This is a genomic window from Streptomyces sp. NPDC048604, from assembly GCF_043199435.1.
In the GTDB taxonomy this organism is placed as follows: domain Bacteria; phylum Actinomycetota; class Actinomycetes; order Streptomycetales; family Streptomycetaceae; genus Streptomyces.
Genome location: NZ_JBICVX010000013.1, coordinates 104,941 through 119,534 on the forward strand (window position 1 = coordinate 104,941; position 14,594 = coordinate 119,534).

The 14,594-nt window shown below is 73.7% G+C and carries 13 protein-coding genes; 8 read left to right on the plus strand and 5 right to left on the minus strand.

Going from position 1 to position 14,594, the window contains the following annotated elements; translation table 11 throughout:
* Nucleotides 1–87 precede the first annotated feature (87 nt).
* From ACGFMM_RS25775 to ACGFMM_RS25800, 6 genes are all read left to right on the plus strand, one after another.
* A complete protein-coding gene (locus tag ACGFMM_RS25775) occupies nucleotides 88–957 on the plus strand; it encodes a LysR substrate-binding domain-containing protein (protein ID WP_393648806.1) in 870 nt (289 codons plus the stop codon).
* 327 nt (nucleotides 958–1,284) lie between these two features.
* Complete coding sequence (locus ACGFMM_RS25780; protein ID WP_393648807.1) at nucleotides 1,285–3,108, plus strand: AMP-dependent synthetase/ligase; 1,824 nt, start codon at nucleotides 1,285–1,287, stop codon at nucleotides 3,106–3,108.
* 145 nt (nucleotides 3,109–3,253) lie between these two features.
* Nucleotides 3,254–4,510, plus strand: coding sequence for an ABC transporter substrate-binding protein (locus ACGFMM_RS25785; RefSeq protein WP_393648808.1), 1,257 nt, complete (start codon nucleotides 3,254–3,256; stop codon nucleotides 4,508–4,510).
* A 12-nt stretch (nucleotides 4,511–4,522) separates the two neighbouring features.
* Nucleotides 4,523–7,264 carry an ATP-binding cassette domain-containing protein gene (locus ACGFMM_RS25790; RefSeq protein ID WP_393648809.1) on the plus strand — a complete coding sequence of 914 codons (2,742 nt, stop codon included), beginning with the start codon at nucleotides 4,523–4,525 and terminating at the stop codon, nucleotides 7,262–7,264.
* A complete protein-coding gene (locus tag ACGFMM_RS25795; RefSeq protein WP_393648810.1) occupies nucleotides 7,261–8,031 on the plus strand; it encodes an ABC transporter ATP-binding protein in 771 nt (256 codons plus the stop codon). Before ACGFMM_RS25790 ends, ACGFMM_RS25795 begins: the two co-directional genes overlap by 4 nt.
* Before the next feature lie 131 nt (nucleotides 8,032–8,162).
* A complete protein-coding gene (locus ACGFMM_RS25800; protein WP_393648955.1) occupies nucleotides 8,163–8,954 on the plus strand; it encodes an aldo/keto reductase in 792 nt (263 codons plus the stop codon).
* Between the two features lie 41 nt (nucleotides 8,955–8,995).
* Here ACGFMM_RS25800 and ACGFMM_RS25805 read toward each other — a convergent pair whose 3' ends face one another.
* Together ACGFMM_RS25805 and ACGFMM_RS25810 are read right to left on the minus strand one after the other, a co-directional pair.
* Nucleotides 8,996–9,931 (minus strand): class I SAM-dependent methyltransferase, encoded by a 936-nt coding sequence (locus tag ACGFMM_RS25805; protein WP_393648811.1) that lies wholly within the window; start codon nucleotides 9,929–9,931, stop codon nucleotides 8,996–8,998.
* A gap of 86 nt (nucleotides 9,932–10,017) precedes the next feature.
* Nucleotides 10,018–10,950: a cupin domain-containing protein gene (locus ACGFMM_RS25810; RefSeq protein ID WP_393648812.1), complete on the minus strand. Its 933-nt coding sequence runs from the start codon at nucleotides 10,948–10,950 to the stop codon at nucleotides 10,018–10,020.
* A 98-nt stretch (nucleotides 10,951–11,048) separates the two neighbouring features.
* On the opposite strand from ACGFMM_RS25810, the gene ACGFMM_RS25815 reads away from it, so the two are divergent.
* Nucleotides 11,049–11,903, plus strand: a complete 855-nt coding sequence (locus ACGFMM_RS25815; protein ID WP_393648813.1) for an NmrA family transcriptional regulator — start codon at nucleotides 11,049–11,051, stop codon at nucleotides 11,901–11,903.
* Here ACGFMM_RS25815 and ACGFMM_RS25820 read toward each other — a convergent pair.
* Entirely contained in the window at nucleotides 11,860–12,621 is a 762-nt protein-coding gene (locus ACGFMM_RS25820) for a class I SAM-dependent methyltransferase (RefSeq protein ID WP_393648956.1), read from the minus strand. The two genes, ACGFMM_RS25815 and ACGFMM_RS25820, sit on opposite strands and share 44 nt — an antisense overlap.
* Nucleotides 12,622–12,712: 91 nt before the next feature.
* Nucleotides 12,713–13,024: a 4a-hydroxytetrahydrobiopterin dehydratase gene (locus ACGFMM_RS25825; RefSeq protein ID WP_393648814.1), complete on the minus strand. Its 312-nt coding sequence runs from the start codon at nucleotides 13,022–13,024 to the stop codon at nucleotides 12,713–12,715.
* Nucleotides 13,025–13,142: 118 nt separating this feature from the next.
* On the opposite strand from ACGFMM_RS25825, the gene ACGFMM_RS25830 reads away from it, so the two are divergent.
* The gene (locus ACGFMM_RS25830; protein ID WP_393648815.1) at nucleotides 13,143–13,961 is read left to right on the plus strand and encodes a helix-turn-helix domain-containing protein; all 819 of its coding nucleotides are present in this window, start codon (nucleotides 13,143–13,145) and stop codon (nucleotides 13,959–13,961) included.
* On the opposite strand, the gene ACGFMM_RS25835 is transcribed toward ACGFMM_RS25830, so the two are convergent.
* A complete protein-coding gene (locus ACGFMM_RS25835; RefSeq protein WP_393648816.1) occupies nucleotides 13,948–14,367 on the minus strand; it encodes a hypothetical protein in 420 nt (139 codons plus the stop codon). The genes ACGFMM_RS25830 and ACGFMM_RS25835 overlap by 14 nt on opposite strands.
* Nucleotides 14,368–14,594: the final 227 nt, after the last annotated feature.

Consider the following 14,594-nt stretch of genomic DNA (forward strand, 5'->3'; position numbering starts at 1 on the left):
ATCCTGCGTCAGTGCCCGCCGATCGGGAAACCCGCACAGCACGCTGACTGTCATCACGGAACGCGATGGCCGCGTTAGCCTGGCGGTGTGTACGAGACCTCCCAGCTCCGCACCTTCCTCGCGGTGGCGCAGACCTTGAGCTTCACGCAGGCCGCGCGCCGGCTCGGGCTGCGGCAGTCGACGGTGAGCCAGCATGTGCGGCGCCTCGAGGAGGCGACGGGGCGGCCGCTGTTCACGCGGGACACGCACAGCGTGGAGCTGACCGAGGACGGCCAGGCCATGCTCGGCTTCGCCGGAACGATCCTGCAGGCGCAGGAGCGCGCCGCCGCGTTCTTCGCCGGGACCCGGCTGCGGGGGCGGCTGCGGTTCGGGGCGTCGGAGGACTTCGTGCTGACCCGGCTGCCGGAGATCCTGGAGTCGTTCCGGCGGGCGCACCCGGAGGTCGACCTGGAGCTGACGGTCGAGCTGTCGGGAATCCTGAACGCACGGCTGGAGGCAGGGCGGCTCGATCTGATCCTGGCGAAGCGGCGGGCCGAGGACACGACGCACGGCGAGCTGGTCTGGCAGGACGCGCTGATCTGGATCGGTGCGCCCCGGCTGCGGCTCGACCCGGACCGGCCGGTGCCGCTGATCGTCTTCCCGCCGCCGGGGATCACCCGGGCCCGTGCTCTGGAGGCGCTGGAGGCGCAGGGCCGGCCGTGGCGGATCGCCTGTACGAGCAGCAGCCTGAGCGCGAACGTGGCGGCGGCACGGGCGGGCCTCGGCGTGATGGCCCACACCCGCGGCCTGATGCCGCCGGGCCTGGAGCCGGTGCCGGCGCGCGCGGGGCTGCCGGAGCTCGGCGGCGTGGACTTCGTCCTGCGCAAGGGGCGGCGCGGCGGGGCCGCACAGGAGGCGGCGGACGCACTGGCCACGGCCATCCTCGCGGGCGGCGACCGGCTGCAGCGCCCGCGCTGAGCGGCGGACTGCCGGGCCGGCGCTGAGCGGCGGTCTGCGGGGACGGCGCCCGCCGCCGGTGGACGCCCCGGAGGGCCCGCTCGCAGGCCGTCGCGTGTCAGGCAGGTACGGATTCTGTGGAGATTCACCTCCCCGCGACGTACCAACCGGTCGGCAACCGCCCCCGAACGCCCGTTCCTTGGTCGCTTTTCCGGCGCTGACCTGTGCTGATGCGGGATGTCCGGACTTGGTGAAGGCTCTCCCGCACGGCTTCCCCGTGGGGTACCGTCACCCGCGCCGTGCGGGGCGTGACCAGACGCTCCGGGGAGCAGGGCGAGGAGCAGCTCATTGCGCGAGTTCACGGTGCCGCCGGTCGAGGCGGCGCCTCAGGTCGGCGGTCTGGCGGACGCCGTCTTCGATCACGCCTCGGCGACGCCCGACAAGGTGGTCCTGGGCCGCAAGGACGCGTCGGGCGTGTGGCGGGACGTGACCGCGGCGCAGTTCCGCGACGAGGTCCTGAGCCTGGCCAAGGGCCTGATCGCGCAGGGCGTGCGGTTCGGCGACCGGGTCGCCCTGATGTCCCGTACCCGGTACGAGTGGACGCTGTTCGACTTCGCGCTGTGGGCGCTGGGCGCCCAGTCCGTGCCGGTGTACCCGACGTCGTCCGCCGAGCAGGTGCTGTGGATGCTGCACGACGCCGAGGTCACGGCGTGCGTGGTGGAGCACGAGGACCACGCGATGACCATCGGCTCGGTGGTGGACCGGCTGCCCCGGCTGCAGCGGCTGTGGCAGATCAACGCGGGCGCGGTCGAGGAGCTGACGGCCTCGGGCACGGAGATCGACGACGAGGTCGTGCACCGGCACCGGCGCGCGGTGACACCGGAGTCGACCGCCACGATCATCTACACCTCGGGCACGACGGGCCGCCCCAAGGGCTGCGTGATCACCCATTCCAACTTCATGTTCGAGTCGGACATGCTGACCGGCCGCTGGGAGCCGGTGTTCCATTCGAAGCCGGGTGACGAGGCGTCGACGCTGCTGTTCCTGCCCCTGGCGCACGTCTTCGGGCGCATGGTGGAGGTCGCGGCGATCCGCAGCGGGGTGAAGCTGGGGCACCAGCCGGTACTCCAGGCGTCCGCGCTGCTGCCGGACCTGGCGGCCTTCCGGCCGTCGTTCATCCTGGCGGTGCCGTACATCTTCGAGAAGGTCTTCCACGCGGCGCGGCGCAAGGCGGAGGCGGCCGGAAAGGCCGGCCCCTTCGACAAGGCCGCGGAAGTGGCGGTGAAGTACGCGGAGGCCCTGGAGCACAAGGCGTTCGGGCTCGGGCCGGGCCCGTCGGCGACGCTGCGGATGCAGCACCAGTTCTTCGACAAGGTGGTCTACGGGAAGGTCCGCGAGGCGATGGGCGGCCGGGTGCGGCACGCGATGTCCGGCGGTTCGGGCATGGAGCGGCGGCTCGGGCTCTTCTTCGAGGGCGCCGGCGTGACGATCTTCGAGGGGTACGGGCTGACCGAGTCGTCGGCCGCGGCGACCGCGAACCCGCCGGAGCGCACCAAGTACGGCACGGTGGGCATGCCCGTGCCGGGGACGACGGTGCACATCGCCGAGGACGGCGAGGTGTGGCTGCGCGGCGCCCACGTGTTCTCCGGGTACCTGAACAATCCGCAGGCCACGCAGCAGGTGATGAACGACGGCTGGCTGGCCACCGGGGACCTGGGGGCGCTGGACGTGGAGGGCTACCTGACGATCACCGGGCGGAAGAAGGAGATCCTGGTGACCTCGGGCGGCAAGAGCGTGTCGCCCGCGGGCCTGGAGGAGCGGGTGCGCTCGCATCCGCTGGTGGCGCAGTGCATCGTGGTCGGCAACGACCGGCCGTACATCGCCGCCCTGATCACGATCGACCCGGAGGCCGTGGAGCACTGGCTCTCGATCCAGGGGCGGACCCCGCTGACGCCCGGGGAGCTGGTGCGCGACCCCGCCCTGGAGACGGAGATCCGGCGGGCCGTGGTGGCGGCCAACACGCTGGTCTCGCAGGCCGAGTCGATCCGCACCTTCCGGATCCTGGCGCAGCCGTTCACCGAGGAGCACGGTCTGCTCACGCCGTCGCTGAAGCTGAAGCGGAAGGCGATCGAGCAGGCGTACGCGGTGGAGGTCGACGCACTGTACGGGTGAGCGGAGGGCGGTGACGGACCGCCCCGCGCACACCCTCCCGGCACACGGCAGGCGCCTGACGTATCGTCAATTGACGCTGCATCAGTTATTGACGGTTCATCAGGTCGGTCACAGAATGCGGTCACCCGACGGAGGGACGACCGACGTGTTGCGACCGATCCGCACCCTCGCCGCCGCGGCGGCGGCGCTGCTCCTGGCCACCGCCTGCAACTCCGCCTCCACCGGCGGGACTTCCCAGAAGCCCGGCGACTCCGTACGCGGAGTCACCGCCGACACGGTCAAGGTCGGCGGCATCGTCTCCATGACCACCGCGAGCGGCTACTCCAAGAAGGACACCGACCTCGGGGCGCGCGCCCGCTACGAACGGGCCAACGCGGAGGGCGGGATCAACGGACGGAGAATCGAGTACCTGGGCGCCGAGGACGACGGCCAGGACCCGGCGCGGAACCTGGCCGCGGCCCGCAAACTCGTCCAGCAGGACCAGGTGTTCGCGGTCGCGCCGATGAGCTCGGTCACCTTCTCCGGCGCGGACTTCCTGAACGCGCAGAAGGTGCCCACGATCGGCTGGGGCACGCTCCCGTCGTTCTGCGGACCCAAGCACATCTACGGATTCAACGGCTGCCTCGTCCCGATGCCGGGCGGCACCCTCAACCAGACCTGGCCGGAGGGCCTGGCCACCGTACTGGGCGGCGCCCGGGGCAAGTCGGTCGCGCTGCTCGCCAACGACAACGACGCGGGCACGTTCGGCATCCGCACGTTCGCCCAGGGGTTCAAGGCGGCCGGCTTCCAGGTCTCGTACGCGAAGGCCGCCGTGCCCGCGACCTCGCTGCCGAGCGACTGGTCGGCGTACACCAAGGAGATCCTGCGCTCGGCGAACGGCGGGGCGCCGGACGTGGTGATCTCGGTGATGCAGACCCCGTACAACATCGGCCTGTTCACGGCGCTGAAGCGGGCCGGGTACAAGGGCGTGCTGTCCGACCCGACGGACTACGACCCGGGGCTGCTCGCCAAGGACGCGACCCGGCAGGCGCTGGACGGGGTGCACGTGCTGCTGCAGTTCCAGCCGTTCGAGGCGGACACGCCGGCGATGCGCCGGTTCAAGGCGGACATCAGGAAGGCAGCCGGCGGCAAGGACGTACCGCTCAACATGCACATGATGACCGGGTACATGAGCGCCGACCTGTTCCTGTCGATCGCCGCGAAGGCCGGCAAGGACCTCACCGTCGAGTCCTTCCAGAAGGCCGCCGCGGCCTTCTCCGACACCGGGACGCTGGTCGGCGACCGGGCCGAGCCGCGCGGGCAGAAGGAGAGCTTCGGCTGCGGGGCGCTGGTGCGGCTGAAGAACGGGCGGTACGAGATCGCCGTGCCGTTCAAGTGCTACGCGCCGATCCCCTTCGGGTAGGGGCCGGGACACATGGGCGACCTGCTGGGCTTCATGCTGAGCGGGCTGGTCTCGGGCGCGCTGTACGCGCTGCTCGCGACCGGGCTCGTACTCTCGTACTCGGCCTCCGGGCTGTTCAACTTCGCGCACGGCGCGACCGCGTACCTGTGCGCGCTGGCCTTCTACGAGCTGCACTCCGGCTTCGGCTGGCCGCCCGTGCCGACGGCACTGCTGCTGGTGTTCGTGGTCGCGCCCGGCATCGGCTGGGGCCTCGACCGGCTGATGTTCCGCAGGCTGGCGAAGGTCGGCGAGACCGCGCAGATCGTCGCCACGATCGGTCTGCTCGTCGCGATGCCGGCCGCCGGGCTCGGTCTGGTCGAGCTGCTCGAACGGGCGGGCGCGCCGGTGAAGCCGGCGGAGAACCAGTTCGGGCTGCCGGGAGTCGGGCCGAGCCCGGCGGTGTCCTGGCAGCCGCTGGACGGGGTCGGCGTGGACTCCGACCAGCTGATCACCTGGGTGGCGACCGGCGTCGCGGCGGCCGGGCTGTGGCTGCTGCTGCGGCACACCCGGCTGGGGCTGCGGCTGCGGGCCTCGGTCGACGACCGGGCGCTGGTGGAACTGCGCGGGATCGACGCGGACCGGCTGTCGTCGGTGGCGTGGATGCTGTCGTCGGCGCTCGCGGGCCTCGCGGGCGTGCTGGCCACGCCGCTGCTCGGGCTCTCGGCGCACGACTACACGCTGTTCCTGTTCGTCTCGGCGACGGCCGCCGTGCTCGGGCGGTTCGCGTCCGTGCCGCTGGCGTTCGCCGGCGGGCTCGGGCTCGGGGTGCTGCAGAACCTGGTGGCGGGGTACGCCTCGTTCGCGGAGTCGCTCACCGGCTTCCGTACCGCGGTGCCGTTCCTGATCCTGTTCGGCGGGCTGCTCGTACTGGCCCGGCGGCAGCGGGCGGCGGGGACGGCCGCGGTGGACCCGCCGCCGGTCGACTACCTGGAGGGCCGGTCGTGGGCGCGGCGGTGGGGGGTGTGGGCGGCGGCCGGCGTGCTGCTGGCGCTCGCCTTCTACACCGTGACCACCCCCTTCTGGAGCGGGATCCTCGCCCAGGGGTTGGCGATCGGCCTGGTGTTCATGTCGTTCACGGTGGTGACCGGGCTGGGCGCGATGGTCTCGCTGGCGCAGGCCACGTTCGTGACGGGCGCGGCGCTGGTGGCGGGGCTGCTGATGAGCCGCGGGGTGCCGTTCGCGGCGGCGGCGCTGATCGGTACGGGCGCGGCGGCGCTGCTGGGCGCGGTGGTGGCGCTGCCGGCGCTGCGGCTGGGCGGCCGGTCGCTGGCGCTGGCCACGCTGGCGCTGGCGTTCCTGGCGGACCAGGTGCTGTTCCAGTTCCGGTGGCTGCGGAACGGCGACACGGGGTGGGAGGTGCCGCGGCCCGTGCTCGGTCCGCTGGACCTGAGCGACGACCGGGCGTACGGGGTGGCGCTGGTCGTGCTGTGCGGCGCGGTGGTCTGGGGGCTGACCCGACTGCGGGAGTCGCCATGGGGCCGGGCGATGCTGGCCGTCCGCTCGGCGCCGGCGGCCGCGGCGGCGTCCGGGGTGTCGGTGGTCCGGACGAAGCTGCTGCTGTTCACGGTGTCGGCGGGGCTGGCGGGGTTCGGGGGCGTGCTGTACGCCTCGTACAACACGCGGATCACCGCGACGGACTTCACGGCGATGACGGGTCTGGTGTGGTTGGCGGTCGTGGTCGCGGCGGGGGTGCGGCGGCCGCAGTTCGCGGTGGTGGCGGGCCTGGTGTACGCCCTGGTCCCGCATCTGCTGAGCCAGTACGTGACGGAGTCCGCGCACCTGCCGGTGATCCTCTTCGGCCTGGCGGGCCTCGCGCTCGCGAACGACCCGGACGGCTACTGCGCGGCGCTGCCGACGCGCCTGCACGCGCGACGGCGGGCGGGGGCGGGGGCGGTCGCCGCTGCGGGTGCGGGTGCGGTGGCGGGTGCGGGTGCGGAGGAGCCGGGTCCGCTGCCGTCGCCGGACGCCGACGTGCCGGGCCCGCTGCCCGCACCGGGCGCCGACGTGCCCGGTCCCCCGCCCGCGCTCGAGTTGCGGGGTGTCTGGGCCGGGTACGGCGGGGCGCACGTGGTGCAGGGGGTGAATCTGGTGGTGCGGCGCGGGGAGATCGTCGTACTGCTGGGGGCCAACGGGGCCGGGAAGTCGTCCGTGTGCCGGGTCGCCGCCGGGGCGCTGACCGCCGCGCGCGGCGAGGTGCGCGTGCTCGGGCGGGCGGCCGGCGGCGACTCCGTCGTGGAGCGCGCCCGTCGGGGGGTGCTGCTCGCGCCCGAGGGGCGCGGGATCTTCGCCGGACTGTCCATCGAGGAGAACCTCGCGCTGCAGCTGCCCGACGCCGAGGACCGAGACGCGGTGTACACGCGCTTCCCCGCGCTCGCCGCGCGACGGGCCGTCGCCGCCGGGGCGCTGTCCGGGGGCGAACAGCAGCTGCTGGCGCTCGCGCCGCTGCTGCAGCGGCCGCCCGCGGTGCTCGTCGCCGACGAGCCGTCGCTCGGGCTCGCCCCACGGGTCGTCGAGGAGGTTCACCGCCTGCTCACCGAACTCCGGGACGCCGGCAGCGCGTTGCTGCTCGTCGAGGAGAAGGCCGCCGAGGTGCTCGGCATCGCGGACACCGTCGCGTATCTGGCTCGGGGCCGCGTCGCCTGGTGCGGCCCCCGCGCGGAGGTGGACCCCGAGCGGCTCACCGAGGCCTATCTGGGATGGAGGGCCGGCGTATGAGCGGGGCCGTGCTGGCGGCGTCGGGGATCGGTGTGCGGTTCGGCGGGGTGCGCGCGCTGCACGAGGTGTCGGTGGCTGTCCGCCCGGGCGAGATCTGCGGGCTGATCGGGCCCAACGGGGCCGGGAAGACCACGCTGTTCGACGTGCTGTCGGGGATCCGGCGGCCCGATGCCGGCCGGGTACGGCTGTCCGGCGCCGACGTCACCGCGCGCTCGCCCGTCTGGCGGGCCCGGCACGGGATGCGTCGCACGTTCCAACGGCAGCAGCTCTTCGGGCAGTTGACGCTCGCCGACAACCTGGTCGTCGCCCAGGAGGGCGGCCGGTGGCGGCGCGGCGGCTCCGCGCGCTCACGGGCGCGGGCCGCCGAGGTCCTCGCCGCCTGCGGGCTGGACGGGCTCGCGGGGGCGTACCCCGGCACGCTCCCCGTCGGGCTCGCCCGGACCGCCGAGCTGGCCCGCGCCCTGGCCGAGCCCCCGCGCGTCCTGCTTCTGGACGAACCCGCGTCCGGGATGACCGCGCAGGAGCGGCGACGCCTGGCCGCCGTCGTACGGCGGCTGGCCGCGGAGGAGGGCTGCGGGGTGCTGCTCGTCGAGCACGACGTCGGCTTCGTCATGGACCTCTGCTCCCGCGTCGTCGTCCTCGACCTGGGCGAGGTCCTCGCGGAGGGCTCCCCGGCGCAGGTGCGGGCCGATCCCGCGGTCCGCGACGCGTACCTCGGGACCACGGAGAGCGGTACGACGGAATGCACTCCGCCGGATCCTCGTTGAGAGGAAGTACCACGTGAAGTACCGCTTGAAGTACCTCTCGACGACTCGACGACCGTAAGGATCCACCGCTCGTGAGCAACTCCGCCAACGCCAGCAAGGTCCCCGCACTCACGCTCAACAACGGCGTGCAGATGCCGCAGCTCGGCTTCGGCGTCTGGCAGGTGCCGGACGACGAGGCCACCCGGGCCGTCAGCACCGCCCTGGAGGCCGGCTACCGCTCGATCGACACCGCGGCGATCTACGAGAACGAGACCGGCACCGGCCGGGCCCTCGCCGACTCGGGCATCGCGCGCGACGAGCTGTTCGTCACCACCAAGCTGTGGAACAGCGAGCAGGGCTACGACTCCACGATGCGCGCCTTCGACGCCTCCCTCGACCGGCTCGGCCTGGACCACGTGGACCTGTACCTGATCCACTGGCCGGTCCCGGCGAAGGACGCGTACGTCGACACGTACCGCGCCTTCGAGAAGATCCTGGCCGACGGCCGGGCCCGCGCGATCGGCGTTTCGAACTTCCTGCCCGAGCACCTGGAGCGGCTGATCGCCGAGACCTCCGTCGTCCCGGCCGTGAACCAGATCGAGCTGCACCCGCAGCTCCAGCAGCGCGCCTCCCGCGAGACGCACGCCAAGCACGGCATCGCCACCGAGGCCTGGTCGCCGCTGGGCCAGGGCAGGGGGCTGCTCGAGGTCCCGGCGATCGTCGCGATCGCCCAGAAGCACGGCCGCACCCCGGCGCAGGTCGTCCTGCGCTGGCACCTGCAGACCGGCAACGTCGTCATCCCGAAGTCGGTGACGCCGTCCCGCATCCGGGAGAACATCGACGTCTTCGGCTTCGAACTGGACCCGGAGGACCTGGCCGCCCTCACCGCCCTCGACGAGAACCGCCGCCTGGGCCCGAACCCGGCCGAGTTCAACATCGCCTGAGGCCCGCCCGCCCCCGGGGAGGGCTTCCCCGGGGCCGCCTCCTAGCCCTTGCGGGCGGTGTGGACCGTGCGGGCGATCAGTTGGAAGAGGTCGGGGCGCCGGTGCAGGGAGCCGGGGTCCTGGGGGTCGAGGAGTCGGGCGAGGGTTTCGCGGTCGTCGGGGGCGAGGCGCTCGTCGACGGACTGGCGGATCCGCTCGAACTGGAAGACGACCTGCTCCCGCACCACCGGCGGCACGGGTGCGGGGATGTCGCTGAGGAAGGAGCGGGTGCCGGCCGGGACGAGGCCGGTGCTCGCGAGGAGCGCGCGCCAGTCGTCGACCTCCGCCTTGGCCCCGGGCAGCGCGGCCCGCATCTCGCCGAACCACTCGGCGGTGAGCGCGTCGAGCCGGGCCTCCAGGCCGGGGCGGCCGAAGCCGATCTCGCGGGGCAGCCGGCGGGCCGGCAGTCCGCCCTCGACGAGGACGAGGAGGCCGCCGGGGCGCAGCAGTCCGGCGAGGGTCTGCAGGGCCGCGCGCTGGTCGCCGAGGTGGTGCAGCGACTCGGCCGCCCAGATCACGTCGGCCTCGCCCAACTTGTCGAACTCCTCGGGGAGTTCGGCGTGCAGGGTGGTGACGCGGCCGCCCAGACCGCGGGCCTCGGCGCGGGCGCTCGCCCGGGCGAGCAGCTCCGGGGCGCCGTCGACGGCGACGGCCTCGGCTCCGGGGAACGCCTCGGCGAGCAGGCAGGTGAGGACGCCGGGGCCGCTGCCGACGTCCAGGACGCGGCGGACGCCGGAGACGGGCACGAGGGTGCCGAGCCAGGCCGCCGCCTCGGCGTAGGCGGAGCCCTGGACCTCGGCCTGCCGCTCCAGGAGCGGGGCCATTTCGGACCAGTCGATGTCGGTGTGGTCGTGGTGATGGCCGTGGTTCCCGTGCTGCCCGTGGTTGCCGTGCTGCGCGGGGCCGTGGGCGTGGGTGTCGCCGTGGTCGTGAGTCATGGGACGAGGGTGCGCGGGCTCGTACGGGAACGCGAGAAAAGTTGCCGTTCCGGCAAGGCGTTCCCCGAGGCGTTCCCCACCGGACGTCAGTCCCCTCTCCGGTACTCCTGCGGGCTGAGTCCCCTGACCCGCTTGAACGAGGCGCTCAGCGCGAACGCGCCGCTGTAGCCGACCTGCCGGGCCACCGACTCGATCGTGGCGTCCGTCTCGCGCAGCAGGTCCGCGGCGAGCGCCAGCCGCCAGCCGGTCAGGTACGTCATCGGCGGCTCCCCCACAAGTTCGGTGAACCGGCGGGCGAGCCCGGCCCGCGACACGCCCGCCTTCGCGGCCAGCGTGGCGACCGTCCACGGGTGGGCGGGGTCGTTCTGCAGCAGCCGCAGCGCCCGGCCGACGACCGGGTCGCCCATGGCCCGGTACCACGCGGGCGCCTCGGCGCCGGGGCGGGCGAACCAGGCCCGCAGCACGGCGATGAGCAGCAGGTCGAGCAGGCGGTCGAGGACCACGCTCTGGCCGGGCTCGTCGCGGGAGATCTCCTCGTCGAGGTACGGCATCAGCGGGCAGTTCCACTCCTCGGCGGGCAGGTGGACGAAGGCCGGCAGCGCGTCCAGCAGCCGTCGGCCCACCTCGCCGTCCATCCGGTACGTGCCGACGAGCACGGTCGTCTCCCCGTCTGCGGCGTTGCCCCAGGTCCGCACGCCGAGGTGCATCGTCTCGGACAGCGGCTCCCCGGTGAGGGTGGTGCAGACGCCGCCGGGGCCGATCACCGCTCGCGGCGGGGCGTCGGGCCCGTCGGCGACCGTGTACGGCTCCGGGCCGCGGGCGACGGCCAGGTCGCCGGGGCGCAGCCGTACGGGCTCGCCCGCGTCGGGGACGATCCAGGCCTCGCCCTCGGTGACGCTCATCAGGCAGATCGGGGAGCGGTCCTCGATCCGCACGGACCAGGGCGGCTCCATGACCATGCGCAGCAGGAAGGCCCCTCTGGCCCGCGGTCCGTCGAGAAGTCCGGCGAGTGCGTCCATGGGTCCCGACGGTAGACGGGCCGGGGCGTAGACGCACGCGTATGCGCCTGAGCGCGTGCGGCATGGGAAAGTCCGGCTCCGGACGGGAGTCTTGAGCCATGACGACGCACACGAACCAGACGCAGCAGTACCCTTCCCGGCCGACGACGGTGCTGGTCACCGGCGCGACGGGCAAGACCGGCCGCCGGGTCGCGGCGGCCCTCGCGGAGCGCGGCCTCACCATCCGCGCCGGCTCCCGGACCGGCACCACCCGTTTCGACTGGGAGGACCCCGGCACCTGGGCCGAGGCGCTGCACGGCGCGGACGCCGCGTATGTCAACTACTACCCGGACCTTGCCGCGCCGGGCGCGGAGGAGGCGATGCGGACCTTCGGCGAGCTGGCCGCGGCCCACGGGGTGCGGCGGCTGACGCTGCTCTCGGGGCGGGGCGAGCCGGAGGCGGTCCGGGCGGAGCGGGCGCTGGGCGCGGCCGGCGTCGAACTCGCCGTGGTGCGGGCCTCGTTCTTCGCGCAGAACTTCGACGAGGGCGCCATCGCGGCGGGTGTCGAGGCGGGCGCGATCGCGTTCCCGGCGGGCGGGACGGCGGAGCCGCTCATCGACGCGGACGATCTCGCGGAGGTGATCGTGGAGACCCTGACGGCGGACGGGCACGCGGGAGCGGTGCACGAGGTGACGGGTCCGCGGCTGCTCACCTTCGCCGAGGTCGCCGACGAGATCTCGAAGGCGTCGGGCCGGCAGGTGGTCTACGTGCCGATGGCCGAGGCCGAGTACGCGGGCATGCTGCAGGAGTTCGGCCTTCTGGAGGCCGAAGCCCGGTGGCTGGCGGGGCTGTTCACGATGCTGCTCGACGGGCACAACGCCTCGGTCACGGACGGCGTGCGGCGCGTCCTGGGCCGCGAGCCCCGGGACTTCACGGAGTTCGCCCGCCGGGCGTGGGGCGGCGAGAACGCCTGAAGGCGACCAGCCGGTACTCGGGGTCGGGGCGCCGGCCGTCCGGGTCCGGCAGGGCGAGGAGTCCGGCGGCGAGCGCGGCGGTCAGGTCCGGGCCGCCGTCGAACCAGGAGGCGAAGTAGCCGGCCCGCAGCTTCTCGGCCGCGCCCCGGGGGCTGTTGCCCTGGCCGTGGCCGGTGAAGCCGGTCGCGCCGGCGTCGGTGAGGCCGTGCGCGGCGGCGTATCCGCCGATCCGGTCGGCGCGGTCGAAGGCCGCGGTGAACGAGCGGTGCGGGCGCAGGACGGCGTCGACGTCGCTGCCGACGTCGTGGGCGGCGTCCTTGTCGACGGTGGTGAGGAACACGCCGCCGGGGCGCAGCACGCGGGCCGCCTCCGCGACGACCTCGGCCGCGAAGGGCACCAGATGCAGCAGCCACACCGCGCTGACCGCGTCCACGGACGCGTCCGGCAGCGGCAGGCGGCGCGCGTCAGCACGGAACGCCCGGCCGGGCAGCCGCCCGGCGGCCCGGGCGACCATGCCGGGAGCGGCGTCGGCCCCGTACACCCGCAGTCCGGGGCGGGCGAGCCGTTCGGTGACGAGCCCGGTGCCGCACGCCACGTCGAGCAGGGACCGTGCCCCGGGCGGAACGAGCCGCAGCACGGCGTCGGCCGCGGCGGCGGCCCTGGGGACGCCGCCACGGGTCCGGTCGTAGTGCGCGGCCTCGGTGTCGTAGTCGAGCAGGGTGTCGCCCATCGCACCGATGGTACGGGGCGCGGGTACGGGCGGTCGGGTCGCGCGGGTACGGGCGGTCGGGTCGCGCGGGTGCGGGCGGTCAGCTCGCGCCGTGGCCCGGGGCGATCTCCTCGACGCGGACGGCCAGCGCGAAGTCCTTCTCCGTGACGGCGCCGCCCGCGTCGTGGCTGTTCACCGAGACGGAGACGGTGTTGTAACCGAGCGTCAGATCCGAGTGGTGGTTCAGTTCCTGCTGGATCTGGGCCACATGGACGACCAGGGCGGTGGCGGCGAAGTGGTCGCCGAGGCGGTAGCGGCGCTCGATCCGGTCACCGGCTCCGGTCAGCGACCAGCCGGGGAGCTCCCGCAGCCGGTCCTCGATATCCTTCTGCGACAGCGGCTCAGTGGGCATGCGCGGATTCCCTCCGGTTCGTGGCCGACAGCGGTGACGATACGGTCTCGGGCCCCGCTCCCCAGGTCAACACATGCGCGTCGCCCGATCGGCCGAGCGGGTGGGATACCTTCGAGGCATGACAACTGTCGTGTCCGGCACGGGAGTAGGGCGACTGCTGCGCGAGTGGCGCGAGCGGCGGCGGCTGAGCCAGTTGGAGCTGGCGCTTCGGAGCGGGTCCTCGTCTCGGCACATCTCCTTTGTCGAAACCGGCCGGTCCCGGCCGAGCGAGGAGATGATCCTGCGGCTCGCCGAGCACCTGGACGTGCCGGTGCGGGACCGCAACGCGCTGCTGCTCGCGGCGGGGTACGCGCCGAAGTACGCGGAGTCGACGTTCGACGACCCCCAGCTGGCGACCCTGCGCGAGGGCATCGAGAACCTGCTGCGGGGCTACGACCCGTACCCGGCGCTCGTGGTGGACGGCGCGTACACGGTGGTGGCGGCGAACGAGGCCCTCGGGGTGCTGCTCGGCGGCCTGCCGGAGCACCTGCTGACGCCTCCGCTGAACGCGATGCGGATCACCCTGCACCCGGAGGGCCTGGCCCCGCGGATCCGGAACCTGAGGGAGTGGCGGGGCCATCTGCTGGCGCAGATGGAGCGTCAGATCGGCCTGGCCCGCTCGGAGGCGCTACGCGCGCTGTACGAGGAGGTCGCCGCCTATCCGCTGCCGGAGGGCGGCGACCCGGAGGACCGGGAGGACCCGGAGCCGTACCCGTACTTCGCGCTGCCGCTGCGGATCGAGCACGACGGGCACGTGCTGTCGTTCGTGTCGTCGATCTCGACGTTCAACACCCCGATGGACGTGACCGTCTCCGAGCTGGCGATCGAGACGCTGCTGCCGGCCGACCCGGCGACGGTCGCGTATCTCCAGGGACTGGCCGCGGCTAGGCGGTCCTAGCCGCGCGGAGCGCGGCCCACTGGAGGGCGGCGAAGCCGGCGACCGTCGCGGCCTGCGTCGGGATCCACAGCAGGCCGGCGGTGGTCGGCTCCAGCCAGCCGGCGAGGGCGAGCAGGCTGCCCAGCGTCCACAGGATGTTGCAGTCCACGACGGCCTTCACACCGCGGGCCGGCGGCTGCGGACGGGCGGCGAGCAGGCCGACGCCGATCGCGTACGCGGTGAGGAAGAGACCGAGGTCGAACAGCATCCCCGCGTCGAGGCCGAGCAGGTCCCCGAGGGCGTCGGAGGCGAGGAGGTAGGCGAGTCCGTTGCCGGCGGTGACGACGGCGTCGAGGGCCAGGAAACGGCGCAGCGCGGACTGGGGCCGGGTGGTGCGGGAGATGCCGGCGATCAGAGCCTGGGACATGACGGATCAGCCTCCTCGGAGGTGTGTGTGCTGGTGAGGACCGGCGCCCGGGCGGAGTGCGCCGCCCGGGTCCCGGTGCCTTCACGATGCCGGGTCCGCGGGCGGGGGTCGATTACCCCGGAGGTAATGGGGGCGTACGCCGGAGGCGGCGCGGGGGCATGGGTATGCTGCCGCGCGGGTCGCGTCCGGAGGGGGAACGCCGTGGGGTGGGGCAGGCAGGGTTCGCG

What these genes read in the sequence shown, in the direction of transcription:
- ACGFMM_RS25790 (WP_393648809.1), top strand. Translation starts at nt 4,523, where the DNA reads ATGGGCGACCTGCTGGGCTTCATGCTGAGCGGGCTGGTCTCGGGCGCG.
- ACGFMM_RS25795 (WP_393648810.1), top strand. Translation starts at nt 7,261, where the DNA reads ATGAGCGGGGCCGTGCTGGCGGCGTCGGGGATCGGTGTGCGGTTCGGC.
- ACGFMM_RS25800 (WP_393648955.1), top strand. Translation starts at nt 8,163, where the DNA reads ATGCCGCAGCTCGGCTTCGGCGTCTGGCAGGTGCCGGACGACGAGGCC.
- ACGFMM_RS25805 (WP_393648811.1), bottom strand. Translation starts at nt 9,931, where the DNA reads ATGACTCACGACCACGGCGACACCCACGCCCACGGCCCCGCGCAGCAC.
- ACGFMM_RS25810 (WP_393648812.1), bottom strand. Translation starts at nt 10,950, where the DNA reads ATGGACGCACTCGCCGGACTTCTCGACGGACCGCGGGCCAGAGGGGCC.
- ACGFMM_RS25815 (WP_393648813.1), top strand. Translation starts at nt 11,049, where the DNA reads ATGACGACGCACACGAACCAGACGCAGCAGTACCCTTCCCGGCCGACG.
- ACGFMM_RS25825 (WP_393648814.1), bottom strand. Translation starts at nt 13,024, where the DNA reads ATGCCCACTGAGCCGCTGTCGCAGAAGGATATCGAGGACCGGCTGCGG.
- ACGFMM_RS25830 (WP_393648815.1), top strand. Translation starts at nt 13,143, where the DNA reads ATGACAACTGTCGTGTCCGGCACGGGAGTAGGGCGACTGCTGCGCGAG.
- ACGFMM_RS25835 (WP_393648816.1), bottom strand. Translation starts at nt 14,367, where the DNA reads ATGTCCCAGGCTCTGATCGCCGGCATCTCCCGCACCACCCGGCCCCAG.